Below are 26,601 nucleotides of genomic sequence, written 5' to 3'. Positions count from 1 at the left end.
GTTTCCCTATTCTTGTTCACCAACCTTAAAAGGACGAGCTTCGTTGACTGTAGTATTGGTAAGGAATACCCCGGCTTTCACACCAGTCAATTAGTGAACGGTCAAAAACAAGGTCGGTGGTCGTCAGTTCCTCAGTCGTACGTTTTCCAAGCAAGGTGTAAAGCAGTGTTAATTCTTCCTGCCATTGCCGGACAAGAGCGATAGCAGCATCCAGACCATTACTCATAAGATAAGTAAGAATAGTCCCCGAAATGCCTACGCCTTTAGCACCTAGACTTAGAGCTTTTATGATATCAAGAGAATTTCGAATGCCGCCGGAAGCCAAAATTGTCATTTTATCACGATGAACAGAAGACTCCAATAGAGAAATAACTGTAGACTGTCCCCAGTCGTTTAAGAAACTAAGTTCTCTTTTTTTTCTACGGGCATTTTCAATTTGTGTAAAGCTGGTTCCACCACGGCCGCTGACATCAACAGTTTGAATACCAATCGAAAATAGCTGTGCAAGAGTTTGACTGCTCATACCAAAGCCGACTTCTTTAACCATTAAAGGACAATCAAGCTGCTGATTAATTTCTTCAATCTGCTCAAGCCAGCTGGTAAAATCGCGGTCCCCTTCAGGCATAACTAGTTCCTGGGGGGCATTCAAGTGAATTTGCAGACCATCCGCTTTGAAAAGCTCTACAGCTCTCTTTGCATCGTCTAACGAAGTACCGGCTCCAATATTTGCAAGGATTTTCCCGTTAGGGTTCTCTTTGCGGACAATACTGTAGGAGTCTGACAGAGTCGGATCTTTCAATGCAGCACTGACAGAGCCTGTAGCCACCAACACTCCTGTTTCTCTGGCAATGATTCCTAGCTGCTGATTGATTTTCTTGGTTTTTTCACTCCCGCCAGTCATGGCATTGATATAAAAAGGTAGTGGAAGAGAAAAGCCGAGAAAATGCGTGGTTAAATCTACAGTCTCTGTACTCGCTTCTGGGAGTGAATGATGGACAAATCGTAAACGGTCGAAATCATTCTCTTGTTCTTTATGAAAAGCTTTAGCTAAAGATAAATGTTCATCTTTGCGGTTGTTCATATTCATGACCTCCATAAAAGTAAACATGTAATGGCAGTAAAGTAATTTCCTCTTTCTCCCAAGCACTGACTAAAGGCAGAATACCATTTTTTTGCTTGAAAAGAACAATCCCGCAATCGCCGCCGCCAGCTCCAGAAGATTTCGCTGCTCCGCCGAATTCCTCGGCTAAATCACACAGTTTTCTGAGTGCGGGAGTCTCAATGACTACACCTGTCAGAGAAGTCAACTGTTGTAAGAGCAACCGGTTCTCTCTAAGAGCCGTCTGAATAGCAGTGAGATTATTTTCCTTGAAGCCTCGAATCATTTTTTCAACGCAGCATTTGCTGCTGGAGAGAAAGGACTGATAAGAAGCTTCGCGTTCTTTCTTCGAATGATGTACCTGATCGACTAAATCAGAAGTAGAAGCAGGACTGCCTGTCCAGCCAATGAGCAGCCGCAGCTGCTCGGGAACCGGAAGAGGCTCAATCATTAAATTAGGCCATTGCTGATTCAACAGTTTAGAAAGAGAGGCTTTATGGCTTTGTTCCCTTACCCATTGCTGATCGAATGTAGAAAAAGCAATCCAGCCGCCGTAACAGCTTGCGGCAATATCCCCACAGGAGCCGTTCCCCTGAACTTCCAGATGAGCTAATGCGGAAAGCTTGAATATTTCCTCATTAGCCAGCTTCAGCTGATAAAAATGGTTAAGAGCCTTCACTGTAGCTACAGTAACAGCACCGCTTGATCCCAGTCCATATTTTCTACCGCTGGCGCTGTCTAGCTCGCTGGTTACTTTTAGGTGGTAAAACGATAGTGAACGCTGTTGTTCCTGAGCATATTTTTCTGTTAAACGGATAGCTGCAAGAATATAGTGAAAGGGGTTCTCCCGAGTATCTAAAACCAGCTCGTTATTCTTTCTAGTCCAGCGCACAGGAATTGAACGATATTGTTCCGACTGAATGCTGCCATTCTCCGTTGACTCTTCCAGGCGAACGGTAACAAACTGATCAACCGCCACAATAACTGCTGGATGACCAGGTTCTACTACAGCATATTCTCCAGAAATAAATAACTTTCCGGGAGCAGATACTTCAATCATTGTCCATCAACCTTTCCGGTTTAAGTATTTCCAAACCTGGACCGGTATTGGCTAAAATCAACTGTTTTTCATTAAAATGCTCAGAAAAGAAATGATAAAGCTTTTCCTGATCCTTCTTCTGAACAAGTACTTTAACATTTGGTCCGGCATCCATTGTAAAGTAGCAAGGGATGCCCCGCATCCGGCAGCTTCTAACCAGATTCATCGCTTTGAGAGAATCTGGTGACCAGTAAGTAAAGGGAGGGACAGCACCTAGTGTTGTACCGTGCATCCTAAGCGCATTTGATTCAGCGACTTCACCTAGTGCGCTGAAATTATTTTCTGCAATCGCCTGTTTAGCCAGCTCCAAATCGTCAGCTGCCCCTGTTAGCCAGCCTTGATAAAAAATCGAGGTATCAACCGTTCGCTTCATTCCATCACGGCTGGAAACATCCTTTTGTGTGTCATTTACAAGAATAAACAGCATAGACAGTTCATTTTCCCACGAAGAAGCAGGAACTTGAACTGCGAAAGAGGTATCATCTGAATCACCTTTCCGCCATTCAGCAAATCCGCCGAAGATACTGCGGCAGGCGGAACCCGAACCTCTTCTTGCCAGCTTAGAAAGCTCTTGAGGAGATAGCTCCAAGGATAGAGCAGCGCTGCAGGCACCTGCTAAAGCTGCCAGACCACTTGCAGATGATGCTAAACCAGCCGCTGTAGGAACAAAATTGCGGCTGTCGACTGAAGCGTAGTGGCTGATAGAGTATTTATTTCTAAAAATTGTCAAAAATTTGCTGATTTTTTTTGTCTGCTCTTTATTTTGAAGACGATCATTTAAATAGAAGCAATCCTGTGAAAGAGCGGGGTCAAAGGTGACCTCTGTTTCTGTATAAAAAGCGTCCAATGTTAGGGATAGACTGCTGTTCATAGGTAGAATCAGCTGCTCATCTTTTTTCCCCCAGTACTTAATCAGGGCGATATTTGTATAGGCCCGTGCTTTTCCAATGTGTTTCATGCTAGATCCCCCAGTGTCTGTATCCAGGTATTTACAGCGCCATGCTGCTTCATTGCCGTAGCAATCTTTTCTGCAATAATTGGTGTCTCCGCTAGAGCGATAACACAGCCTCCGCGTCCGCCGCCAGTCAACTTGGCTCCAAGTGCCCCTTGTTTGTGGGCAGCTTCCAGCAGCCGGTCAATCATTGGATGACTGACAGTCAAATCAGCCAACAACATTTGAGCTTGGTTCATAATAGTGCCAAGCCTGCGAACGTCATTAGCTAAAATTGCTTCTTTCGCTTCAATTGTCAGCTCTCCCAGCTGCTGAATTTTTGGGCTGATTTTTGCTTTATTAGTATCAAAGAGATGAGCGACGTCTTTGACAGCTTCTCTTGTCTGCCCTTTGATGTCAGTGTCTGCGACAATCAGGTAGGCATTTTCCAGCTTCATAGGAAAGGTTTCAAGCTCGCTACCCTTGACAAAAAACAATGGCTGGGAGCCGCTGGTGGCGGCTCCGTCAATCCCACTGGGATTCCCATGAGCAATTTTTTCCGCCCGATTAACTAAAACAGTTAGTTCCGCTTTGGTATAGCTATAGCTGTAGTAGTCAAACAAGCTGCGAATCACAGAAACTGCAACTGCGGCACTTGAGCCCATACCTCTTTCTGGTGGAATTGTACTATCTATAGTAAAAGTAAAAGACTCAGCCTTTTTTAAGTAATTTAGTGTCTGATAAATGCTTTCTTTAATATTTTTCAGTTTTGCCGGTGCATCCGCCAGCAGTCCTTTATAATAAGTGCAGTCAATTGTCATTTCTTTTGCAGGAACTGCTGTAGTTGTTACCTGCGCCGCTTGGAAGGGAAATGCAACAGCTGGTTCGCCATAGACGACAGAATGCTCGCCAATCAAAATGATTTTTCCAGTTGCATGACCTGTTCCGCTCGTTAGCTTATTCATTTATAAAAAACTTCCTTTATCTAAAATATCAAATGTGAGGTAATCCATGGTGCCGCATAGAGAATCATGAACTGGACACCATAGTTGACGCCCATCTTGTTTAACGTCCCACAGACAATCCCAACTAAAAGAACACCGAATATATTAACAAGTCCTGCATCCATAAAAGCCAACAGCAGGATAAAGCCGATGAATAATCCTAAAATTGCTTCATGAGGGATTTTCTTTAAAACAAAAGCAGTCATCTGCTGGGCGTAGTTCATTGCGATGAAATAGGTAATAACAGAAGCAATTACGGCAGCAAAAAGAATCGCAAAAACAAACTCTCCCTTTGTAAGCAGATGATGAATGTTTCTATCCAAAGTAAAGACTGGCGGGGCATTAAATAATGCATTTGCTGGTCCTACTGCAACTGGCGACAAAGGAATACCCAAGGCAATTAAAGGAATGATTACACCTGAAAGATACGTTGCATGAGATAAAGCACTCATCGAAGTAATTGCCATACTGGCTTTTTTTACAGGATCTTTTTCCTTGTTAGCAGCGATTTCTCCAAATAGAATGGTCAGACCCACTGGGCTTAGAAAGAACAGGAAGTTAGACAATAGAGAAACAACAGCACTTGTACCAGCTTCTTTTTTTGTAATTGTCTTAAGAGGATGCTTCAATGCAGCTTCTTCATCCACATGCTTAATGGTTATCTTCTTTTTAGCGTATTTCGGTAAGGCTGCCCGTTTTTGCTCATTTAATAGACCAAGCAGGGAGACAATCAGCGGTCCGATAGTAATGCCTAAAAAGAAAGAAGTGGTAACGGTTTTTTCCTGTGGAACTGCACCAATTCCCCAATAAAGATAGCGCAAACCTTGAAATAGTAATGCCAGAGGAATAATGCTGATTAGAGCAAATAATTTATTTTTTCCGATAAGAGCTAAAAAAACAGCGCCAAAGACGAATAGAAGTGCGGCATAGGATTTTACAGATTCGGAAAAAGGCGCAAGAATATTTGCCAGCAGCAAACTGACTGGAATAGCAATTACTGTTCCAATAATAGAGCCGGTTGCCATTTTTTTAATACTGGTAGCAGCCATTCCCTGATCCTTTAGAAAAAGTGCATGCTCAATCATTGGAGTGGACATTACACCACCCGGCAGTCCAACTAAAGCAGTCGGAATTGCATTCATCAGGTTTAGAGTCACGATTGCAGCGATAAAAAAAGTTAAGACTACGATAGGTTGTAACCCTGAAAGAACAAGGGCTAAGGTCACCGGCATTAAGACAGAAGTTTCATCTGTACCAGGAACAAAACCTATAAATGTATAGAGAACGACTGCTCCAAGAACTGCCAGCAGCATTTGAAGTAAGAGAGAAGCATCCATACTAATTTTCCTCCTCCACTATGCGCTTTGGCTTAATTAAAAAAGTCGATAGGAGGAAGCCCAGTACCGCACCGCCAAGACCGAAAAATAGTTGTTTTGTCTGGTCAGCAGCAGGGGCCAGGAAATAGCCGCCCATAGTTAAGCCGCTGCAGATTAGAACGGAAAGAATCAAGTCGCTGATTTTTACCAGATCTCCCCAAATCTCAATAAATTCTTTTTTCACTTTTTTCTCCTTTCGATAACCATAACAAAGGAAGTGTCTAAAAAATACAGACTTCGTTAAGAACCACTATCCTAAATTATTTAATCAGGCTGCTTACAAACTTGTAAGGTCAACCTTCATTAGTTTATCGAAAAAGGAATAGCAAGTAAAATTCTTACGCTCATTTCTAAAGAAAACGTTAAGCTGTTTTCTTCCTATATAAATGCTGCGTTGGTTTTATGGCAAGCTATTTAATTTTTACACCTAATGTTCCGGCAATAACTAAAGCCTGTTCGGCATTAATTATCAGTCCATGAATCGATTCTGGTGAAAAAGCAATGGCATCGAAACGGTTTTCCGACAAATCAAGCTTATTCAGCTTAGTATGGAACCATTGGCTTTGTGTTAGTTCACAGTCTGTCAGCTTTAAATGCTGCCAGTCAACTTCAGTAAAGTCACTTTGATTCAGACGATTCTTTTCAAAATGGGTAACTTTTAAGGTTGAGGCAGCAAAAGAAGCATAATCCAGCATGCAGTCGTCAAACAGACAGTCTTTAAAATAGCCTTCAGCAAAATTAATACCAGTTAGTTTGCACCCTCTAAACTCTACCTGATGGAAGCTCGACCCTATCCAGTCGGCATTTGAAAAATCACAGTTTTCAAAGACAACATTTACACATTCAAAATGTCGAAGTCGGCTGCCGGGAAGCAGCAGCTTTTTAAAATGACATTCTTTGAAAAAAAGGTGATGAAAATCAATCTCTGTTAACAATTGATTCTCAATAAAAGACGCTTCAACAATGCCTTCATCTTCTAGCTCAAGGTCGTAGCGTGGCAGCTTTGCCGGCAAAACTGGCAAAATTCGTTTCTTTTCTTTCATATTTGAACCTTCTTTCGAAAATAATTGTCTTTCTATTATATACTAAAATTATTTTTCTCATGGAACAGGAAAAAAGCCGTTGAAAAGGTTTCTAAGAATAAGATGAGTGAATAATAAGAGGGAGGGAGTTTATTGTCGACAGCAAGAAAAAAGTATTAAAAGTCATTTTTTTAGGGAAATATGCTGAAATACGAAAAAAATTAAAGGAATAAACGATAATTTTCGATAGTTGCGATAAAAAAGACAATAATTTATACTATCATTCGGGTTATTGGAAATAAGAAGGCTGAATAATATACGATAAAAAGTAAGTAAATAATAGCTGGAAGTATCACGTTTTTATAATTATTAGGAGAGAATAAGATTTTTCTTGATTTTTTAATGTTATGCGGGTAAACTATACCTCATAGCAATAAATAATTATTAAATTCTGAGTTTTCAGAAAAATGAGAACAGAATTTTCTAGGAGGACATGGGAATGAAGTTTAAAAAGTCATTTGCTTTAGGGACAGTAACTTTACTTAGCGCAGCAGTACTTACTGCGTGTGGCGGCGGTGGAACAACAGACGACTCTAAGTCTGCAGATTCATCATCAAAGGGTACAGCAAGCGGAGAACAAATCTATCGTGTGATTGAGCAGCAAGAAATGCCAAGTGCCGATTTATCTATCGCAACAGACGTAATTAGTTTTACTGCATTGAATAATGTATATGAAGGTATTTACCGGTTAGATTTAGATAATAAAGTTATTACAGCAGGTGCAGCAGAAATGGCTGAAGTCAGCGAAGATGGAACAGTTTACAAAGTGAAGCTGAATGAAGACTCAAAATGGACTGATGGCGAACCTGTAAAAGCAGAAGACTATGTATATGGCTGGCAACGTACGGTTGATCCGGCAACAGCTTCAGAATACGGCTATATGTTTGGTGCTGTTAAAAACGGAACTAAAATTGCTGAAGGTGATGCAAAACCTGAAGAACTGGGTATCAAAGCAGTTGGTGATTACGAGCTTGAGATTACATTAGAGCAAGCAACACCTTACTTTGACTATCTGTTAGCATTCCCATCATTCTTCCCACAAAGAAAAGACATCGTGGAAGAGTATGGCAAAGAGTACGCAACAACTAGCGATAAAGCAGTTTATAACGGACCTTTCGTATTAGATGGATTTGATGGACCAGGTACTGATACAGAATGGTCTTACAAGAAAAATGCAGACTACTGGGATGCAGACACTGTTAAGCTGGACGAAGTAAAAGTAAGTGTTGTTAAAGAAGCACCTACTTCATTAAACTTATTCCAAGATGGACAAGCTGATGATGTTATCTTGACTGGTGAGCTTGCACAGCAAATGGCAAGTGATCCTGAATATGTTATCCAAAAAGAAGCAAGTACACAATACATGGAGTTCAACCAAAGAGATGCGGATTCTCCATTCAAAAATGAAAACCTGAGAAAAGCGATTTCTTACTCAATCGACCGTGATGCATTGGTTAACCAAATCCTAGGTGACGGATCAGTTGCTCCTCAAGGATTGGTTCCAGCAGACATGTCTCATAACCCTGATACTGATGCTGACTTCGTTAAGGATGCAGGCGTGGAAATTGAATTTGATCAAGATAAAGCAAAAGAATATTGGGAAAAAGCGAAGAAAGAATTAGGGATTACTTCATTCGAGTTTGACATCCTTTCTTCTGATACTGATTCTTCTAAGAAAGTAACTGAATACATTCAGGGTGCTGTTACAGAAGCCTTGGACGGCGTGAAAGTAACATTAAGTCCAGTACCATTCTCTGTACGTCTTGACCGTTCAAACAAAGGTGACTTTGATGTAGTATTAAGCGGATGGGGCGCTGACTATGTTGATCCAAGTAGTTTCCTTGATTTGTTTATCACAGACAACTCATATAACCGTGGACGCTATAGCAATACAGAGTATGACAAATATGTGAACTCTGCTGCAACAACAAATGCCAACAATCCTGAAAAACGTTGGGATGACATGGTGAATGCAGAGAAGATTATCACTGGCGAGCTAGGTGTTATGCCAATTTACCAAAAAGCAGAAGGACACATGAGAGCTGCGAAAGTGAAAGATGTTGGCTTCCACCCTGCTGGAGCGCAATATGATTACAAATGGACATACATTTCAGAATAATCTGAAATGACCCGTTCATAGCAAAAGGACCCTTGCCATTTTTAGGAAAAGGCAACGGTCCTCTTGCTATCTTTGCTTAGAAAAAGTAAAATAGTAAGGAAACAATAGCTGGAATCAGCAGAAATCCTCCGGTAACGAGCCAGAAATACCGATGGGCAATGCCGATTTCTGAAAACGGGATGAATTCTTTCGGCTCGTTTTTCTTTCTTAAATGAAACGCGTTTTTCATAAAACGCTGAAAGTTATCAAAAAAGCCAGAGGACATAGTCCAAAGTGCGATTCCGATAATGAGAAAGAAAAGAGAGACGATAAAGAAGGAGTCCGATATTGATTGGGCAGTAACTGATTTTTTAGTTAAAAATAAATAGATAAATATACCAAAACTGGAAATGAGGAAAGTGGCAAATGGCCATTTTAAATTTTTCATGGGTTCATCCTTGTCTATATTAGTTTTATTGTCTATACTTTATCGAAAACAGCTGTTGAAGTCAAAATAATTTCGGAGGTGTCATTCTTGAACAGTTTTGGGAAGTATTTTCTTAAACGTGTCTTTTTCATGATAATCACATTGTGGTTAATCGCAACGATTACGTTTTTCTTAATGCAATTATTACCAGGTACTCCATATACCAACCAAGAAAAACTTAGTCCAGAAACCATTGCCATGTTGAACAAACAATCAGGACTGGATAAGCCGGTTCTCGTTCAATACGGAATCTATTTGAAAAACCTTGTAGTCGGTGATTTTGGGATTTCATTCCAATTTAAAAATCAGCCGGTAGCTAAATTATTAGTAAACCGGATTGGACCTTCAGTACAACTGGGGGGACAAGCCATTCTATTCGGAACATTAGTCGGTATTTTACTCGGTGTTATTGCAGCAATGCGTCAAAATACTTGGGTAGATACATTAGCGACTTTAATGGCCATCTTAGGCCGTTCAATTCCGAACTTCGTCTTTGCCGTACTGCTTCAATATGTATTTGCAATGAAGCTGGGCTGGCTGCCAATCGCAAAATGGGAAACCTTTGCGTCTACGATTTTACCGACACTTGCCTTAGCAATGAGTCCATTGGCTGACTCGGCCAGGTTTATTCGAACCGAAATGGTAGAGGTTCTTCATAGTGACTATGTAGAACTGGCGAGAGCAAAAGGGTTGAGCCGCTGGCAAGTAGCATTTAGACATGGATTAAGAAATAGTTTAATCCCATTGATTACATTATTAGGACCTTTAGCTGTCGGTTTGATGACAGGGTCGCTGGTTGTAGAGAACATTTTTGCAATACCGGGTATCGGTGAGCAGTTTGTTAAATCGATTATGACCAATGACTATCCAACAATTATGGCCGTAACAATTCTTTATTCTACAATGCTGGTTATTGTTATTCTTGTTGTTGACTTGCTTTATGGATTAATCGATCCAAGAATCCGTGTTTCAGGAGGTGACCGTAGCTAATGGAAACAATCAAAAGAAATGCAGTACCGGAATCAGTAAGTGGGATTCCTTCTGGAGAGTTTGAGCTTTTAGATGCGTCGACTTCCAAAGAAAGAGAACGAATTGCTGCGCCGTCGCTAAACTTTATTCAAGATTCATGGCGTCGTCTAAAGAAAAATAAAGCCGCTGTTATCTCAATGGTTATCTTGATTATAATCATCTTAATTTCAATCGGTTCTATCTGGATTTCACCACAGGATCCGACAAAACAGAATGTGGCTTATATTAACCTGCCGCCGAAAATTCCAGGTTTGGAAAGTGTTGACGGTCTGAATGGTAAAGCCGTTGTAGCAGGTAAAATTGTTGATAAATATGAACAAGCGAAAGTTCCCGAAAACTTGAATTTCTATCTTGGAACTGATGGCTTGGGACGGGATGTTTTAAGCCGTCTGCTGATGGGAACACGAGTATCATTGCTGATTGCTTTCATCGCGGCTATTCTCGATATTACTATCGGGGTAACATATGGTCTGATATCGGGACTGTTTGGCGGCCGAGTAGATACTGTAATGCAGCGGATATTAGAAATTCTATCTGGTATCCCAAATCTGGTTGTAATGATTCTGATGCTGACAGTTTTTGATCCGGGAATTCTTTCCATTGTATTAGCGATGGTTGTAACGAACTGGATATCCATGGCCAGGATTGTCCGAGCCCAGACCTTGAAATTGAAGGATCAGGAATTTGTATTGGCTGCACAGACTTTAGGGGAATCCCGTCTGAAAATTGCAGTTAAACACATCCTGCCTAATATTTCAAGTATCATCATTGTGCAAATGATGTTTAGTATTCCGTCTGCTATTTTCTTCGAAGCCTTTCTGAGTTTCATTGGATTGGGCTTGAGACCACCAACCGCTTCACTAGGTACACTGTTGAATGAAGGGTACAAAACGTTCCGCTTCCTGCCGTACCTGATGTGGATTCCGGCAGCAACATTATCTGTGATTATGATTTGTTTCAATTTACTGGCTGACGGTTTGCGTGACGCCTTAGATCCTAAGATGAAAGAGTAGAGTGAATGACTATGGAAAAAGTATTAGAAGTAAAAGATTTACACATCTCTTTTGATACATTCGCAGGAAAAGTTAAAGCTATTCGTGGCGTGAACTTTGACCTCCATAAAGGTGAGACACTAGCAATTGTTGGTGAATCAGGAAGTGGTAAGTCAGTAACGACAAGAACAATCATGCGCCTGCTGAGCAGTAATGCGAATATCGACAGTGGTGAAATCCTGTTCAAAGGATCAGATATTGTCCATAAAACAGAAAAAGAGATGCAGAAAATTAGAGGAAAAGAAATTGCAATGATCTTTCAGGATCCAATGACTTCTTTAGATCCGACAATGCCTATCGGCAGACAAGTTGCAGAGTCTTTGATTAAACATAATAAAGTATCAAAAGCTGAGGGCTTAGCTCAGGCATTGGAACTGCTTAAATTAGTAGGGATTCCTAATGCTGAAAAACGACTGAAAAACTACCCTCACCAGTTTTCAGGCGGGCAGCGCCAGCGGATTGTTATTGCAATTGCGTTGATTTGTTACCCGGAAGTCTTGATTGCAGATGAACCGACAACAGCTCTTGATGTAACTATTCAAGCGCAAATTCTTGAATTATTAAAAGATTTGCAGCAAAAAATCAGCACCTCAATCATTTTTATTACCCATGACTTAGGGGTGGTAGCAAATGTAGCTGACCGTGTAGCTGTTATGTACGGCGGTCGAATTATTGAAGTAGGTACCTCTGAAGAAATTTTCTACAATCCGCAGCACCCATATACCTGGGGATTGCTAGGCTCTATGCCGACTCTTGAAGGAACAGAGGATAAGCTGTATGCAATTCCAGGTTCACCTCCGGATTTACTGGACCCTCCAAAAGGAGATGCCTTCTATCCGCGGAATGAATTTGCGTTGAAAATTGATGCTGAGCAGGAGCCGCCATATTTTGAGGTTTCTCCAACGCATAAAGCAGCAACATGGCTGTTGGCACCGCAAGCGCCGAAAGTAACACCTCCGGCAGAAATTGAAAGACGCTGGGCTATCTATAAAGAGCGTCATAAAGAATCTGAAACAGGAGGGCTGAACAGTGAATCTTGAGAAACGTAAAAAACTGTTAGACGTTAAAGGATTAAAGCAGTATTTTAATATTGGACGTCCTGATGAAGTAAAAGCGGTTGACGATGTCAGCTTTCATATTTATGAAGGAGAAACGTTTGGACTGGTAGGAGAATCAGGAAGTGGTAAATCAACTACTGGACGAAGCGTAATTCGTTTATACAACCCAACCGGCGGAGAAATTATCTTCGATGGGGAAAATATTGCAGACATTCGTTCAAAAGAGAAGATGCAGTCCTTCCGCAGAGAAGTTCAAATGATTTTCCAGGATCCATATGCATCTCTTAATCCTAGAATGAAGGTTAATGATATTATTGCTGAAGGTATTGATATCAATAATTTGGCTAAAAATGATAAAGAACGCACAGAAAAAGTTGAAGAGCTGTTAAAAGTTGTAGGACTTGATCCAAGTCATGCTTCTCGTTATCCTCATGAGTTTTCAGGTGGACAGCGTCAGCGGATTGGTATCGCTCGTGCTTTAGCAGTAGATCCAAAATTCATTATCTGTGACGAACCAATTTCTGCCTTGGATGTATCGATTCAGGCACAGGTTGTAAACTTGCTGCAGGATTTACAAAAAGAAGCGGGATTAACTTATCTGTTTATTGCTCATGACCTTTCTATGGTAAAACACATCAGTGACCGTATTGGGGTTATGCATAGCGGTAAACTGCTGGAAATGGGTTCAAGTGATGACATTTATAATTTTGGTGTTCATCCATATACAGAAAGTCTGCTTTCTGCAATTCCGCTTCCGGATCCAGATTATGAGCGGTCACGTAAACGGATTGTTTACACACCGCAGAAAGAAGATGGAAAAGATCGTCAGCTGCGTGAAGTGGCTCCGGAGCACTACGTATATTGTTCAGAAGATGAAGTGGAACAATTCCGTGAAAAAATTGCAACCAAAAAAGCTCAGGCACGCCGTTAATCGGTAAAGTTAGTGAGTCAATAATCTGGAGAAACGGATGGATGAGGGTCTGTTTCTTCAGATTTACTAATAGATAATTGCTGAAAACGGACAATACTAATTTTAGAAATAGAGAGATTCAGCCTATTTTCAAAATTGCTGTTTTTGTTTCAGCTATTGTTTGTATCTAAAGATGAAAAGGGAGTGGGCATTTGGTTGTCCCACTTACTTTTATATTCGGGCTTAATAAAGGAAAAAATGAAGAAGTGGTCTGACCAGGTGTTTATTAAGCAGCGGCCGCAACCAATGAAACAACTATAGCATGCGGATCGGTGTCGGACTGTTCGAACAGGACGGTGGACTGGTGAAGGTACTAAAAGCGTATAAATACAGAATTTATCCCACGCCGCCTCAAATCGATTTTTTTGAAAAAACTTTTTCTTGTGTCTGTATGGTTCATAACTTGCTGCTGCAGGATAGGATTCATTTTTACAAAGAATCAAAAACTGGGAATGGGAGTAAGTTCCAGAAAATTCCTACACCGGCAAAATATAAAAAACGATATCCATTGCTGAAGGAAGTGGACAGCTTAGCCTTGGCTAATGCTCAGATACATTTGGAAAGAACACTGAAGCAGTATTATAATGGAAAAAATATCGGTTTTCCCAAACTGAAAACTAAAAAAAATCCTGTGACCTCCTATACAACGAATAATCAAAATGGAACCATAAAATTTGTTGCTTTAAATTATTTGAAAATTCCAAAATTAAAGTCGTTGATAAAAGTGAAGGTTCACAGAGAGTTAAAGGGAAAAATAAAATCAGCAACAATTTCACGGTCAACCAGTGGAAAATACTTTGTATCAATCTTATGCGAGGAAACTATTGCCTGCAAAGAGAAAACTAATCAAGCTGTAGGAATCAGTCTAGGCTGTTCTCATTTTGCTGTCTTATCAAATGGGAAAAAAATAGATAATGATCAGCTGACAGAAGAAATCGAACGGAAAATTCGACGTGAGGAAAAGAAACTAGTCAGGAAAAAGAATCTGGCAGTTGCAAGAGGGCTGGATTTATTAAAGCAGAAGAACTATCTAAAGCAGAAAATAAAGGTTGCTAAGTTAAGAGAGAAGCTTTTGAATCAGCGTCATGATTTCCTCAATAAGGTTACGACAGAGCTGATTAACCAATATGACTTTATTTGTGTAGAGGATATTCATAAAGAAGATTTCTGCCGTAATGATAAGCTGAATAAACGAGTTTCTGATGTGTCATGGTCTTTATTTGTGTCCAAGCTTGAATACAAAGCATTGTGGCATGAAAAGCAATTGCTGAAGCTCAAAAAAAACGGGGAAGCAGTCACATCTAGTGAAACAATCAATCCTCATCTGATTTGTGATATTGATGAGGAGCGGGGTCAAGCAGACAGGGAGACTGCGGCCAGTATTCAGCTGTTGCGGCAGGGCTTGAGGAAATAAGTATGAAAAACTGTAGGGACTACAGGGTTAGCCCAGGGCATATAAGGTAGCAAAGACCTCTTTCTGGGAAGCTTTTGATTGGATTCAAGGCAGTTCACTAATTATTAAATGGGATATAGTCACTCATCTTTGGTAAAGGCTAAAGATGAGTTTTTTGTTATAAGAAAGAGTAATTTCAGCTGCTGAACATGATACAATAGATGAGAGCGGATTATTTGCTAAACATATTGGAGGTAGAGAATAATTATGACAGTTAAAATGATAGCAGTAGATATGGATGGAACGTTTTTGAATAGCATGCAGGATTATGATAGGGAACACTTTGCTGAGCTGTATAAAAAAATGAAGGAGCAAGGCATACGGTTCGTTGTTGCCAGCGGGAATCAATATTACCAGCTGAAATCTTTTTTTCCTGAGATTGAAAAGGAATTGTCCTTCGTTGCAGAAAATGGCGCATATGTAGTTAGTGAGAATCAGGAAATTTTCTATGGTGAAATGATGCAGGAAACAGTTGATGATGTGCTGGATGTACTTTATCATTTTAACGGCGCTCATACAATTCTTTGCGGGAGAACTAGCGCCTATGTTAGAGAGGATGAATCTGAAAGCTTTGTAGCCTATGGCAGTAAATACTATCATCGTTTGAAAAAGGTGCCGGATTTAAAAAAAGTAGAAAATGATGTATTTTTTAAGTTTGCGTTGAGTTTTCCAGTTGGTCAGGTTGAACAAGCAGTTGAAGAGTTGGAACAAGTGCTGGAGGGGAGATTAGTCCCTGTATCCAGTGGTCATGAGGATGTGGACTTGATTATTCAAGGCACGCACAAAGCCAGCGGACTTGAACGGCTGCAGCAGCTGTGGGGCATCAAGGCCGAAGAAATTGCCGCCTTTGGCGACAGCGGTAATGATATTGAAATGCTGAAGCACGCAGGCTATAGTTTTGCGATGGCCAACGCACATCCCAAAGTAAAGGAAGCGGCAAAAGAAGTAATTCTTTCAAACGATGAAAGCGGCGTGCTGAAAAAAATTGAAGAGCTGCTTGCAGCAATTTAATTCCCAATAGAATCAAAGCATGAGACAAATACTACTCAAAGAAAAAAGAGTGATAAACATTTGTTTGCATGTTTTATGTGGTTGCTGTGATTTTTACAAAGTAGTTATTGACAAGTTGAGGACTATCGTATATACTATTGAAGTTGAGAAAATAAAAGCAGAAGCACCCGCTTCTCGCCTTAGTTGAGAACATCACTGGGCTAGATAAGAGGATTCCTTATATCAGTTAGGATATGAGTCAGACTTTACGCGGGTTCTTATGGAGCCCGTTTTTTTATGCGATTATCTGCTGACTTAAGGAAATGATAAAGCTTTCCGCTATACTTTCTCTTAAAAAACTTGGAGGTGAATGACCATAGCAAAGGATATGATGGTGAACGACGGCATTCGTGCACGTGAGTTACGTTTGATCGGGCAAGATGGGGAACAATTAGGTGTAAAGACAAAGTCAGAAGCGCTGCAAATCGCTGAAACTGCAAACCTAGACCTAGTCCTTGTTGCACCAGGCGCTAAACCACCTGTGGCACGAATCATGGATTACGGAAAGTTCCGTTTTGAACAGCAGAAGAAAGAGCGCGAAGCTCGTAAAAAGCAAAAAGTGATCAGCGTAAAAGAAGTTCGTTTAAGTCCGACTATTGATGTCAATGACTTTAACACAAAACTTCGTAATGCACGTAAGTTTTTGGAAAAGGGAGACAAAGTGAAAGCTTCGATCCGTTTTAAAGGCCGTGCCATTACCCATAAAGAGATTGGTCAAAAAGTTCTTGATCGCCTGGCTGAAGAAACTGCAGATATTGCTACAGTGGAACAGAAAGCGAAAATGGATGGACGCAGCATGTTTCTAACGCTGGCACCTAAAAACGACAAGTAATTTGAGAAATATCGATGGATTTGTTCGAGAGAGCAAAAGATTTTGAGGAGGAAAATTAGTCATGCCAAAACAAAAAACACACCGCGGATCAGCAAAACGTTTCAAACGTACTGGTAAGGGCGGATTGAAAAGATTCCGTGCGTTTACAAGTCACCGTTTCCACGGCAAAACAAAAAAACAACGTCGTCAATTACGTAAAGCAGGAATGGTATCAGCAGGCGATTTCAAACGTATTCGCCAACAGTTAGCAGGGATGAAATAAATCGAGGTCGTGATAAAAGCGATTAGCTCTGAGAAATAAGCCAGTACAGCATATTTCCGAAAGAGCTGCTTTAGGAACACCGTTCATTTAAACTTTAAACAGTTTAAAAGGCTGAACTTGATTTTCTAACCAGCCAATTCTTGTAACGAAAAATAAAATCCAAAAAGAAATGATAGATATTTAGGAGGAATTCAACATGGCACGTGTTAAAGGTGGAACAGTAACCCGTAAACGTCGTAAAAAAATCCTTAAGTTAGCGAAAGGCTACTACGGATCAAAACATACTTTATTTAGAACAGCTCAAGAACAGGTAATGAAATCTTACAGCTACGCATACAGAGATCGTCGTCAAAAGAAACGTGATTTCCGTAAATTATGGATTGCACGTATCAATGCGGCAGCTCGTATGAATGGTTTAAGCTATTCTAAATTGATGCACGGTTTGAAATTGGCTGAGATCGATATTAACCGTAAAATGCTTGCTGATTTAGCTGTTAATGATGCAGCTGCTTTCACTGCATTAGCTGAGCAGTCAAAAACTGCTTTAAGCAAATAATAACCAATCAATAAGTAGCGCCCTGCTCAATTCGAGCAGGGCGCTTTTTTATGATTTTCAAAACATCATTAGATTCGGTTCTACGTCAAGTTGTGTTGGTAGGACAAAAACTGAATAAAATAGAAGGACTTGGAATGAAAAAACAGAGATTCTCTGATTTTGTTCCAAGTTTTTTTGAAAAAGCGAAAATAAAGCGAATGATTTTGGCAGCTAAGCCTATAAATTCATTATGCTTTGCCTCGAGTAATCGCAGAGGCAGGCTCCACAAGGTATATTCGTAGCTGAACAGCTAGCTCTAATATAAGGTATGAATGTTACACATTCATCTATCATCGTACGCATACCATCCCACTAAATGTTCCTACACAAGTGGAACTGGTAATTCCCGATTTACCTATAAAGCTGCGGAGATATTCGCTTGTTTCTCTTTTTCATGCTCTGAAAAAATAAGGCCTTGAATACTATAAATACCTGAGCGAAAATGATAAAAATTGCGATAACCATAGGCAACACGTTTGATGACTTTAATCTTGTTGTTTAGCCCTTCGGTCACACCATTGGAGAAAGAATAACGAAAAGCGTTAGTGATTCCTTGTTTGTGTTTCTTGAAGAAGGTCAAGCGCTCATTAAACACAGGAAGTTGAGCGTTGGTTAGATGATGATCATTCTTAATTATTTGCCCTTGATTTTTTACCCCACATTTCTCACAATGCATTGGGCGATAGGTAAGGGTAGCCTTAATTACCTGAGCCTGAACTCCTTTCATTGGTCTATATTCAAGCCAATCCTCTCCAAAGGAGAGGTGGTTATCTGTTAGTCCGAGCAATTTTCTGGTATTCTTATCCATGGGGAACAACCTTTCTGATGATTTGTGGTTTTGGACGATTTCATTTTATCGGTTTGTTGTTCCTTTTTTGTGTTTGAACACTCAAAAAAGTGTTGCAGATTTTCCACCAACACAAAATATTATAGAACCTTAGATTCGGCTGTTTATTACTTTGGACTGTTGTTTTTTTCGAACGGAGACTTGAAAAACTAATACAGGAAGGGTTACACATAATAGGACAAAGACGAAGCCGATTATGGCTAATGGAACAATCGGGAGTAAAAAGTCCATCTGATAACTGTCTGTGATTTTGAAAACCAGCCAGGCAGTGAGAACACCAAGTGTAGATGTTGTAGCTGATAGTCTGGGCTTCGGAATTCTTTGTATTCTTAGCTTCCAGCGATAGTCGAATTCCCCGGGATAGTGTTTGTTCATCTTCTAAGATTAATAGATTACGCATACTTTATTCCTCCTGACTAGAAGGTGTCGGAAAACTCTAGAGGTGAATCGTGATATAGACAGATAAGTGGAGCTGGTTTCTTTCAAAGAATATCTTATGAAGAGCCTCGCAATGGTTAGACAAGCAAAGCTAATCATTGTGAGGCAATTTAATAAAAATCCGATTTTCTTACTACTTATTTTTTGTAAAAGTGTCGTCCCAGCGGCAACTCTTCTTCAATCATTTTTGGAGAAGAACTAGTTGCCCATGTCTCTTCAATGGGGGAGGCAGCTTCTGTTTCGGCAGTAGTAATTGTTTTTCCAGTGTGAGCTCCCAAAGCTAAAGCAATACCAAGCATGAGAAGGGTGACTACTAAATAGATAAAAGTGTCTCTCTTTTTCCGCTCATGTTTTGAAGCAATAGCTTCAAGGCGATTCTTGATTTCATTTGCATTCTCATAAAGAGTGACTGAAGCAACCTTCTCATTATAGGTACCAGAAGATTTCGTCATTTCGATTAAAGTTAAACCGTATTGATAGTGTTCCTCCTGATTCATTAGAGCAATAGCTCCTTCATCACAGGCATATTCACAGCTTTTATTTACTGTTTTGCTTAATTGATAAACCAGAGGATTAAACCAATGAACACAGATAGTGAATTGTACTAGCCACTTGTAGATAAGATCTTTGTTTTTATAATGGATCATTTCGTGCGATAAAATGGCATATAGCTGTCCTTCCGTTAAATCGTCTGTTGGAAGAACGATACAGCTTTTATTTGTACCTAAAAGTAAAGGTGAGGAAATTAGAGGCGTGACATAAAGCTCAACAGCCCCTTTTATATTGTTCTGCTCACAGACTGTACTTAGGATATCTAATACTTCCGGGCGTTCTACTGGGCGCCAGTCAGAACGAATATATTTTTTAAAGCTCTGATACTTTGTCCACTTTTGTACCAGCAGGAAGAAAGCAATAAGCAGCCAGCCATAGAGCAGGTATTGATCGTAGTTATTGCTTTCACGCCCCAAAACTATATTATCGCCAATCACCACATTATCGCCGACAATAATTGGGGGAGCCGGCTGGTTTGCCGGACCGCCTAAGATGGCTTCATAGGCAGAAGTTGATTGAATAAAAGAGTAGAGTGTACCTACGAAACTATACGCAGGCGTGATAGGTAATAAAAAGCGAAGAACGACAATAAGCAGCAATACATATTGAAAACGCCGCGAAAAACGCTTTTTCATGAATAGCTCTGCAGCTTTCCAAACTAAAAACAGGAGAGAGCCGGAAATACTGAGAGAAAAAAGGATACTTAAAAAACGTTCAGCTGTCATTTTTTCTTATTTTCCCAGTAGTCTTTCAACTCATCGATTTCTTTACTGGAAATCAGGTCATTTTGAACTAATGTTGCAATTAAGTCTTTTACTTCTCCCTCGTAAACTTTTCCTACAAACTCTTTTGTTGTTTCCCCTAAATAATCTTGTTCTGTCAACAAAGCAATATATTCATTTTTTCTACCCTTTTTTTTAATTTTTAAAAATTTTTTTTCAGTTAATCGGGATAGAAAAGTCAAAATCGTGTTATTTTTCCATTCAAAGCCTTTCTTATGAAGCTCTTCAACAATTTCAGCCAGCATCATCTTGCTGTCGTGTACCCATATAATTTTCATGATTTCTAATTCAGAATCAGAGATTTGAGAATTCATATTTTCCTCCTTATTATTACCGCAAGCTGAGATAGCTTTCAAAGCTGTATGTCAGCTTGTTTTCTTAAAATCATTATACCAGAGATAATTATTTAAAAGAAACCTGGATTTTAAAGTCAAGAAAAATGTATTTGAAGCGGTTGACAGAAAAGAAATACCTATGTTAGTATAACTACATGATGTAGGTGTTAAAAGATAGGAGGAGGATTGTGACAAAAAAGTACAGTGCTATTATTTTTGTAGCAGCTGTTTCCCTGCTTTTTTCAGGATGTGCTAAGAGTTGTATTGAGACAGAAGAAATGAACAAGTTATCTTCAGTCCAATCAGCAGAGACAACAGATGACGGGAAAATTTCAACGGAAAAAGATATGAATAAAGAAGCGATATATGAAAATTTGGCGAATTATGCAGGAATGCCCAAGATGATTGCTTATTCAGAAATTATAGATGAAACAATCACCTTTGTTGCTCAAATGAGAGGGGAACCTGAAGAGATTATATCAAGCGATGAGACCTTGAATGGTCAATGGTATATTCCTGTTTATTTAATGAGAAATCGTGATACACCCATTTATTTGAATATTTCGAATATTCAGAAAGAAAAATGGCCAAAAAATGGTGATATTCTACAGATTACAGGAAAGCCAGTTGGTTACTTGTTTACTGTGCACAACAATGAAAGAGTAGATGTTTTAGACATTGAAGTAAGTGAACTAAAGGTTCATCTAACAGATTCAGAAAAGGCAGCGGACGGAAAAATTATTGAAACGGATACCTATAAAATAACACTGATTGACACAGCAGTAATCAATGACAGCTTTGAGCGGCTGACGTTAATCTTGTATTACAATTTTAAAAATAAAAAGGAAGTTAACGCCGTACCACCTATACGAACCTATTTTTTCTTTAAACAGGAAGAGGAATTAACTGCAAATTTTTTGGCTAGGGAACACGAATCCTTGAATCCTAGTGCATTAAATTATGAAGTGTTGGAACCAAATGTTGAGCTGCTATACTATACCGCTGTATTACTGTCCAATCAGAATGAACCGGTGGAATTAACCGTTTATGATGACGAATACAACTTATTGAGCAGAGTCGTTCTCCCAGTACCAACTTCAGAGGAACTAAGCAAAAGGTAAAAAGATTTGACGAAAAAGAGCTTTTCTCTTTTTTTATAAAAAGAAACGACAAGATTAGTTAAGATTGGGAGCGAATAAAGATGAAAAAAACAATAATTTTAGGTGCCGTTTTATTAAGTTTAACAGGTTTGGGATTAGCCGGCTGCGGATCAAATGAAAGTCAAAGCGGGAACAAGGCAGAGCAAAGTACTAAAGCGAATCAAAAGTCGAGGGAATTTGATGAGATTCAGGTAGGGCTTAGTAAAGATGATTTGACAAAAACATATGGAGCGCCAAAAGAAACAATAACAGATATGACAAAGGTTATGCAGGAATTTACTACAGACATGACTACGCTGCAAAGTGCTGCTGAAGACCAAAAAACACAGGAAAAGCTAGTTAATTTTTTTGGCGGCAGTCAAGAGAAAATGCAGGAAGAATTAACAAACATGCTGGCAAATGCTGATGAAGGACTTGAAATGCTGGTTTATGAAAACGCTGGAGAAACTATTCGGATTTATCTAACCGGAAGCAAGGTCTTATTAAGAACCTTCTAAGTAAATCATGAAGATAAATGGGGCTGTGATATCAGTATGCCTCAGTCCCTTAAAGCCAAATAAAGGGTGTTTCAGAAGTAACTTCTTCGACAATAAGGCGAACACTTCTGTCACAACCTCCTATAGATAGTAAAACAAAATTGAAATTATTAATGGAGTGTGAATCATGAAATTTATTATCAAGCAAAAATTGGTTGCTTTAAAACCAAGCTATGAAATTTTAGACGGCGCTGGAAATGCAGTCTATAAAGTGAAGGGGAGCTTTTTAGGCCGTGAGAACTTTGAGATTGTAGATATGGACAACCAAACCGTAGCTAAGTGTGGAACAGATGTCAATTTTATGAGTGTGCTAGGCTCATTCTTGAGATATAATTTTAAAAAATATCATATTACTGTAGAAGACCAAAAAGTTTTATCCATTGCCCGTTCATTGAATATCTTCTCTTATAAATTCAATATTGATTCTTCTTTGGGAGAAGTAAAAATGGGCTTTGGAGCCACCGGAAGTCACCAGCTTGTTTTAGATAAGGATATTCTATGTGATATCGACAAAAGAAAACTAACTATGGGGGGCGATGAATACCATATAGAAATCGATGATGCACATGATCATCGGGTCTTTCTTCTATCAACTATCGCTTTGGACCGGATTTATTATACGAAAAGATAGTTCGGCTGAAGCTCCAAGTACTGCTTACTTTGCTCTTTTCTGTGGAAGGCTGCCGAAAAAGCTAAATTCTTGAGATTATCAAATACAGGATTTGAAAAAACCTTACACTTCTTAACCGAAATTGTAAGGTTTTCTTTTTTTATGTTTGGTAAAGTTAAGACATCAAGAAATAAGGAGCGATTTATTATGGAATATAGAATTGAAGAATTAGGCGAGTTTAAATTAGCAGGTTATGTTAAGCATACAACAAATGCGTTAATGAAAGGGATGAGAGATTGTCCTTCATTCTGGAAAAAAATAATGAAAGAAGGTAAAAATGAACAATTATTACCATTGATTAATCAAGCACCATTTGGTTTGATTGGAGCAAGCGTGTATAATGTAGACAGTAAAAACAGTAAAAGATTTGATTATTATATCGCAGCTGCAACTACACATGAAACTCCAGAAGATATGAATGATTATATAGTGCCTGCAGCAACATGGGCTGTATTTCCCTGCACACGAAAAACTTCTGGGAAGACACAAATGAACATTGTGAAAAAATGGGCGCCAAATTCAGGCTATGACTTATTAAACACTGGCTATGCTTCTGGGAAAATGACTTCTGTTGCACCAGATATGGAGGTTTACAGTGCTGGAGAAGAAGTGGAAATCTGGGTTCCAGTTAGAAAAAAGTAAATTAGAGAGGATGATAATAATGATAAATTGGCTGGACGGTATGAATAAAGTAGTGATGTATATTGAAAATCATTTGGATGAGGAAATTGATTATGAAGAGCTGGGGAAAATTCTTGGTTATTCCACCTATCACATGCAGCGGTTATTTTTAATGGTTGCTGGAGTATCCATTTCAGAATACATTCGCTGCCGCAGATTATCAAAAGCTGCTCATGAAATTATTAGCGGAAGCTCAGTGACTGATACAGCATATCGATATGGTTATAGCTCGCCAACTTCATTTAGCAGAGCCTTTAAAGCAATGCACGAAGTTACACCAAAGGATATAAAAAAAGGTGGTGTGATGGTCAAGGCATATCCACCGCTTTCCTTTGAACTATCTATCAAAGGAGCTAATACATTGAATTATCGAATTGTTCAGATGGATGGGTTTAAGGTTGTAGGGAAAAAAATTCATACAACGATGGAAAATGGCATGAGCTATCAGGAATTACCAAAGTTTTGGCAGCAGACGCAACAAAGCGGTGAAATCCCAGCTATTTTATCTTTGATGGATAGAGAACCAATGGGATTGCTAGGAATTAGTGACTATAACCCTAAGCTGGACGAAAGCACATTTGATTATTATATTGGTGCTGCTACTGGTAAAGAGACACCAGATGGATTCTTTGAATTAACGGTTCCAGCAGCGACATGGGCGGCGTTTCCTCATAAACTTAGTTTACCGGAGGAGGTACAGCAGTTTCAAAAGAAAATCGTAACAGAGTGGCTACCGACCAGCGGCTATCAATTTGCATTTGGTCCGGATATCGAAGTTTATGGAAAAGAAGGAGATATGGAGACCTGGATTCCAGTAACGCCTATTTAAAAGAACGCTTTATGGGATAGATAAAATAGACACACTTCAGCTTATTCTTAGCACCAAGGTCTGCTAAGAATAAACTGAAGTGTGTTTTCTGTTGTAGCTTTTTAGCGGGCAAATTATATTTGCGATAAAATCGCTGATAGGAATTGCAGTTATTTCAGTTTGAGTAGCATGTATTCATTATTTACGGAAGAACTATTTTTAAATTCTATAGACGAAGAATTTAATTTTGCTATAATAAAAGGTGCTGTTAAATATCTGAAAACTAATCTTAGCCGTATAGATTATAAGGTTGAATCAAATGTTATTTTTTTGATGGGTTGATAGTCGCTAGCTGTATCGAACAAAGACTTGATGCAGAAGGGCTAAGTCTTTGAGAGACACTTTGTGAGAGGTGCTAGTTATGAGGTCTTAACTATAGTATAATACGATTAAAGAAAAATGAGAGAAGAAATCAAAATAGAATGCTGCAGACAGAACGCCTCTTGCTAATCACTCAATACTAGCGGGAAATCCGACAGTATCTGCAGCATTAGCTAGGAAAAATGATTCCGATTTAGGAAACTTGAATAAAGTAATTAGAATAAAAGTAAAAAAGGATGATGATATTTTATGGACCCCCAGATAGGCATTATGTTGCCTGTGTTATTAGTACTACTTGTACTTTCAGCTTTTTTTTCATCAAGTGAAACTGCCTATTCCTCGTTAAACAGAATTCGAATTATGAAGATGGCAGAAGCTGGAGATAGGCGGGCAAAGGTTGTGCTGAATCTATTAAGTGATTTTGACCGGCTGTTGTCTGCAATTTTAATCGGAAATAATATTGTTAACATTGCCAGCTCATCTATTGCGACGGTTTTGTTTGTCGCGTATTTTGGAAACCTGGGCGTAACACTTTCTACGGTTATCATGACGATTGTTGTTTTGACTTTTGCAGAGATTTCACCAAAAGCAATTGCCAAAGAATCACCGGAATATTTTGCGCTGATGTTTGCCCGGCCGTTAAAGCTGTTGACAATGATTGTTTATCCTTTAACTATCTTTTTTTCAGGTATTAAGTCTGTTTTAATCTGGCTTTTGCCTAGTAAGGAAGTGGGACCTTCAATTACAGAAGAAGAGCTGCTGACTTTGGTAGAAGAAGCTGTACAGGAAGGATCAATTGATGAGGAAGACGAGATACTGATAAAAAATGTTGTGGAATTTAATGATTTAGAAGTTCAGGATATTTTTACACCTAGATTGGAAATTGTCTCTGTTAACTGTAAAAAAAGTATGGAAGAAATCGGTGAGCTGTTTAGAGAAACAGGTTTATCCCGATTGCCGTACTATGAACAGTCTATCGATGAAATTTTAGGCGTCATTAATCAGAAGGATTTCTATTATGAGGTGCTTGTAGATGGAAAGGAACTAGCAAGTATTGTCAAACCAGTCATTTTTATTCCGAAAAGTATGCGTATTTCTGAATTGATGAAAAAATTTCAGGAAGAGCATAATCATCTTGCAATTGTTGTAGATGAATACGGCGGAACGGAAGGGCTAGTGACCCTGGAGGATGTTGTTGAAGAGCTGGTTGGCGAGATATGGGATGAATTTGATGATAAGAAGCCGGATTTTCATCAGTTAAGTGAGAATCAATATGTGATGCAGGGCTCAACTGAATTTGAAATTCTTGAGGATCTTTTCGGGATAGTAAACAATACAACTTCATCCACATTGGGCGGCTACATTATGACGACTTTAGGACATGTACCGGTAGCAGGGGAAAAACTGAGTCTATCTTCGCTTGAATTAGAGATCAGAAAAATGCAGGATCATCGTATTGATGAGGTACTGATTACAAAGCAAGGATAAAGCTTTTTATTAAGTAGGCAAAGGAGTGGGACTGTTGGTTGAATTAATACTACTAGAAAATTCATCAGATCGGGTGGTTTATCGTTATCTTGTTGAAGGTAAAAATGAATTTACCGGAAGCATAGGATACAATCGTTTGACTGAGCAATATTATATAGAAGAGCTGGATCAGTCGAAAAGCGGCCATAGCTATGTTGGCCACGCAATAAGTCAGGTAAGAAAATACGTTGAAGCTGACTGTTTTCCAGAAAAAGATTTGCGGGCTTGGTATTAGTTTTTTTCAATAAAGCTTTAGTTTAGCAATATATGCGGAAAAAAGAAATAGAGATTAGCATTTTAGGTTCATCATGCTAGTCTCTATTTTTATTGTCTCTGTACTGTTTTATGTTGATGGAAATGCTCAAACACACTAATGATTGTTCCAAGCTCTTCAATTCCATTTAGTT

At 39.3% G+C, this 26,601-nt stretch carries 28 protein-coding genes; 17 read left to right on the top strand and 11 right to left on the bottom strand.

Going from position 1 to position 26,601, the window contains the following annotated elements:
* Positions 1-25: 25 nt before the first annotated feature.
* From fni to ACPWSO_RS01410, 7 genes are all read right to left on the bottom strand, one after another.
* Positions 26-1,081, bottom strand: coding sequence for a type 2 isopentenyl-diphosphate Delta-isomerase (gene fni, locus ACPWSO_RS01440; protein WP_426080987.1), 1,056 nt, complete (start codon positions 1,079-1,081; stop codon positions 26-28).
* Positions 1,062-2,159, bottom strand: a complete 1,098-nt coding sequence (locus tag ACPWSO_RS01435) for a phosphomevalonate kinase (protein ID WP_426080986.1) — start codon at positions 2,157-2,159, stop codon at positions 1,062-1,064. The genes fni and ACPWSO_RS01435 overlap by 20 nt, the downstream gene beginning before the upstream one ends.
* Positions 2,152-3,156, bottom strand: a complete 1,005-nt coding sequence (gene mvaD, locus ACPWSO_RS01430) for a diphosphomevalonate decarboxylase (RefSeq protein ID WP_426080985.1) — start codon at positions 3,154-3,156, stop codon at positions 2,152-2,154. Before mvaD ends, ACPWSO_RS01435 begins: the two co-directional genes overlap by 8 nt.
* The gene (gene mvk, locus ACPWSO_RS01425; protein WP_426080984.1) at positions 3,153-4,094 is read right to left on the bottom strand and encodes a mevalonate kinase; all 942 of its coding nucleotides are present in this window, start codon (positions 4,092-4,094) and stop codon (positions 3,153-3,155) included. The genes mvaD and mvk overlap by 4 nt, the downstream gene beginning before the upstream one ends.
* A gap of 20 nt (positions 4,095-4,114) precedes the next feature.
* Positions 4,115-5,470: a tripartite tricarboxylate transporter permease gene (locus tag ACPWSO_RS01420; RefSeq protein ID WP_426080983.1), complete on the bottom strand. Its 1,356-nt coding sequence runs from the start codon at positions 5,468-5,470 to the stop codon at positions 4,115-4,117.
* A 1-nt stretch (position 5,471) separates the two neighbouring features.
* Positions 5,472-5,693 (bottom strand): hypothetical protein, encoded by a 222-nt coding sequence (locus ACPWSO_RS01415; RefSeq protein ID WP_426080982.1) that lies wholly within the window; start codon positions 5,691-5,693, stop codon positions 5,472-5,474.
* A gap of 226 nt (positions 5,694-5,919) precedes the next feature.
* Positions 5,920-6,552 carry a pentapeptide repeat-containing protein gene (locus ACPWSO_RS01410; protein WP_426080981.1) on the bottom strand — a complete coding sequence of 211 codons (633 nt, stop codon included), beginning with the start codon at positions 6,550-6,552 and terminating at the stop codon, positions 5,920-5,922.
* A 478-nt stretch (positions 6,553-7,030) separates the two neighbouring features.
* On the opposite strand from ACPWSO_RS01410, the gene ACPWSO_RS01405 reads away from it, so the two are divergent.
* A complete protein-coding gene (locus tag ACPWSO_RS01405) occupies positions 7,031-8,710 on the top strand; it encodes a peptide ABC transporter substrate-binding protein (protein ID WP_426080980.1) in 1,680 nt (559 codons plus the stop codon).
* A 76-nt stretch (positions 8,711-8,786) separates the two neighbouring features.
* Here ACPWSO_RS01405 and ACPWSO_RS01400 read toward each other — a convergent pair whose 3' ends face one another.
* Positions 8,787-9,137, bottom strand: a complete 351-nt coding sequence (locus tag ACPWSO_RS01400; RefSeq protein WP_426080979.1) for a DUF3899 domain-containing protein — start codon at positions 9,135-9,137, stop codon at positions 8,787-8,789.
* Between the two features lie 87 nt (positions 9,138-9,224).
* Between ACPWSO_RS01400 and opp3b the strand changes: the two genes are divergently transcribed.
* From opp3b to rplT, 9 genes are all read left to right on the top strand, one after another.
* Positions 9,225-10,166, top strand: coding sequence for an oligopeptide ABC transporter permease (opp3b, locus tag ACPWSO_RS01395; RefSeq protein ID WP_426080978.1), 942 nt, complete (start codon positions 9,225-9,227; stop codon positions 10,164-10,166).
* Complete coding sequence (gene opp3C, locus ACPWSO_RS01390; RefSeq protein WP_426080977.1) at positions 10,166-11,218, top strand: oligopeptide ABC transporter permease; 1,053 nt, start codon at positions 10,166-10,168, stop codon at positions 11,216-11,218. Before opp3b ends, opp3C begins: the two co-directional genes overlap by 1 nt.
* A gap of 5 nt (positions 11,219-11,223) precedes the next feature.
* Complete coding sequence (locus ACPWSO_RS01385; protein ID WP_426080976.1) at positions 11,224-12,297, top strand: ABC transporter ATP-binding protein; 1,074 nt, start codon at positions 11,224-11,226, stop codon at positions 12,295-12,297.
* Positions 12,287-13,246: an ABC transporter ATP-binding protein gene (locus tag ACPWSO_RS01380; protein WP_426080975.1), complete on the top strand. Its 960-nt coding sequence runs from the start codon at positions 12,287-12,289 to the stop codon at positions 13,244-13,246. Before ACPWSO_RS01385 ends, ACPWSO_RS01380 begins: the two co-directional genes overlap by 11 nt.
* A gap of 343 nt (positions 13,247-13,589) precedes the next feature.
* Positions 13,590-14,699 carry an RNA-guided endonuclease TnpB family protein gene (locus ACPWSO_RS01375; RefSeq protein ID WP_426080974.1) on the top strand — a complete coding sequence of 370 codons (1,110 nt, stop codon included), beginning with the start codon at positions 13,590-13,592 and terminating at the stop codon, positions 14,697-14,699.
* Positions 14,700-14,945: 246 nt separating this feature from the next.
* Positions 14,946-15,749: a Cof-type HAD-IIB family hydrolase gene (locus ACPWSO_RS01370; RefSeq protein WP_426080973.1), complete on the top strand. Its 804-nt coding sequence runs from the start codon at positions 14,946-14,948 to the stop codon at positions 15,747-15,749.
* Between the two features lie 349 nt (positions 15,750-16,098).
* A complete protein-coding gene (gene infC / locus ACPWSO_RS01365) occupies positions 16,099-16,620 on the top strand; it encodes a translation initiation factor IF-3 (RefSeq protein WP_426080972.1) in 522 nt (173 codons plus the stop codon).
* 61 nt (positions 16,621-16,681) lie between these two features.
* Positions 16,682-16,882, top strand: coding sequence for a 50S ribosomal protein L35 (rpmI, locus tag ACPWSO_RS01360; protein WP_426080971.1), 201 nt, complete (start codon positions 16,682-16,684; stop codon positions 16,880-16,882).
* A gap of 196 nt (positions 16,883-17,078) precedes the next feature.
* Positions 17,079-17,438, top strand: a complete 360-nt coding sequence (rplT, locus tag ACPWSO_RS01355) for a 50S ribosomal protein L20 (protein WP_426080970.1) — start codon at positions 17,079-17,081, stop codon at positions 17,436-17,438.
* Between the two features lie 394 nt (positions 17,439-17,832).
* On the opposite strand, the gene ACPWSO_RS01350 is transcribed toward rplT, so the two are convergent.
* From ACPWSO_RS01350 to ACPWSO_RS01340, 3 genes are all read right to left on the bottom strand, one after another.
* The gene (locus ACPWSO_RS01350) at positions 17,833-18,153 is read right to left on the bottom strand and encodes a transposase (RefSeq protein WP_426081157.1); all 321 of its coding nucleotides are present in this window, start codon (positions 18,151-18,153) and stop codon (positions 17,833-17,835) included.
* Between the two features lie 746 nt (positions 18,154-18,899).
* Entirely contained in the window at positions 18,900-20,039 is a 1,140-nt protein-coding gene (locus ACPWSO_RS01345; protein WP_426080969.1) for a M56 family metallopeptidase, read from the bottom strand.
* Positions 20,036-20,410 carry a BlaI/MecI/CopY family transcriptional regulator gene (locus ACPWSO_RS01340; RefSeq protein ID WP_426080968.1) on the bottom strand — a complete coding sequence of 125 codons (375 nt, stop codon included), beginning with the start codon at positions 20,408-20,410 and terminating at the stop codon, positions 20,036-20,038. Before ACPWSO_RS01340 ends, ACPWSO_RS01345 begins: the two co-directional genes overlap by 4 nt.
* A gap of 209 nt (positions 20,411-20,619) precedes the next feature.
* On the opposite strand from ACPWSO_RS01340, the gene ACPWSO_RS01335 reads away from it, so the two are divergent.
* From ACPWSO_RS01335 to ACPWSO_RS01305, 7 genes are all read left to right on the top strand, one after another.
* Positions 20,620-21,552 carry a DUF5067 domain-containing protein gene (locus ACPWSO_RS01335; RefSeq protein ID WP_426080967.1) on the top strand — a complete coding sequence of 311 codons (933 nt, stop codon included), beginning with the start codon at positions 20,620-20,622 and terminating at the stop codon, positions 21,550-21,552.
* A gap of 80 nt (positions 21,553-21,632) precedes the next feature.
* Complete coding sequence (locus tag ACPWSO_RS01330; protein ID WP_426080966.1) at positions 21,633-22,088, top strand: hypothetical protein; 456 nt, start codon at positions 21,633-21,635, stop codon at positions 22,086-22,088.
* A gap of 166 nt (positions 22,089-22,254) precedes the next feature.
* A complete protein-coding gene (locus ACPWSO_RS01325) occupies positions 22,255-22,758 on the top strand; it encodes a hypothetical protein (protein WP_426080965.1) in 504 nt (167 codons plus the stop codon).
* Positions 22,759-22,944: 186 nt separating this feature from the next.
* Positions 22,945-23,439: a GyrI-like domain-containing protein gene (locus ACPWSO_RS01320; protein ID WP_426080964.1), complete on the top strand. Its 495-nt coding sequence runs from the start codon at positions 22,945-22,947 to the stop codon at positions 23,437-23,439.
* A 19-nt stretch (positions 23,440-23,458) separates the two neighbouring features.
* The gene (locus ACPWSO_RS01315; protein WP_426080963.1) at positions 23,459-24,307 is read left to right on the top strand and encodes an AraC family transcriptional regulator; all 849 of its coding nucleotides are present in this window, start codon (positions 23,459-23,461) and stop codon (positions 24,305-24,307) included.
* 609 nt (positions 24,308-24,916) lie between these two features.
* Complete coding sequence (locus ACPWSO_RS01310) at positions 24,917-26,155, top strand: hemolysin family protein (protein ID WP_426080962.1); 1,239 nt, start codon at positions 24,917-24,919, stop codon at positions 26,153-26,155.
* Between the two features lie 34 nt (positions 26,156-26,189).
* A complete protein-coding gene (locus ACPWSO_RS01305; protein WP_426080961.1) occupies positions 26,190-26,429 on the top strand; it encodes a hypothetical protein in 240 nt (79 codons plus the stop codon).
* Positions 26,430-26,601 lie beyond the last annotated feature (172 nt).

Origin of the sequence: Enterococcus sp. LJL51, from assembly GCF_049894025.1 — a bacterium.
Taxonomy (GTDB): domain Bacteria; phylum Bacillota; class Bacilli; order Lactobacillales; family Enterococcaceae; genus Enterococcus_L.
This window is presented reverse-complemented; position numbering and strand designations above follow the sequence as displayed.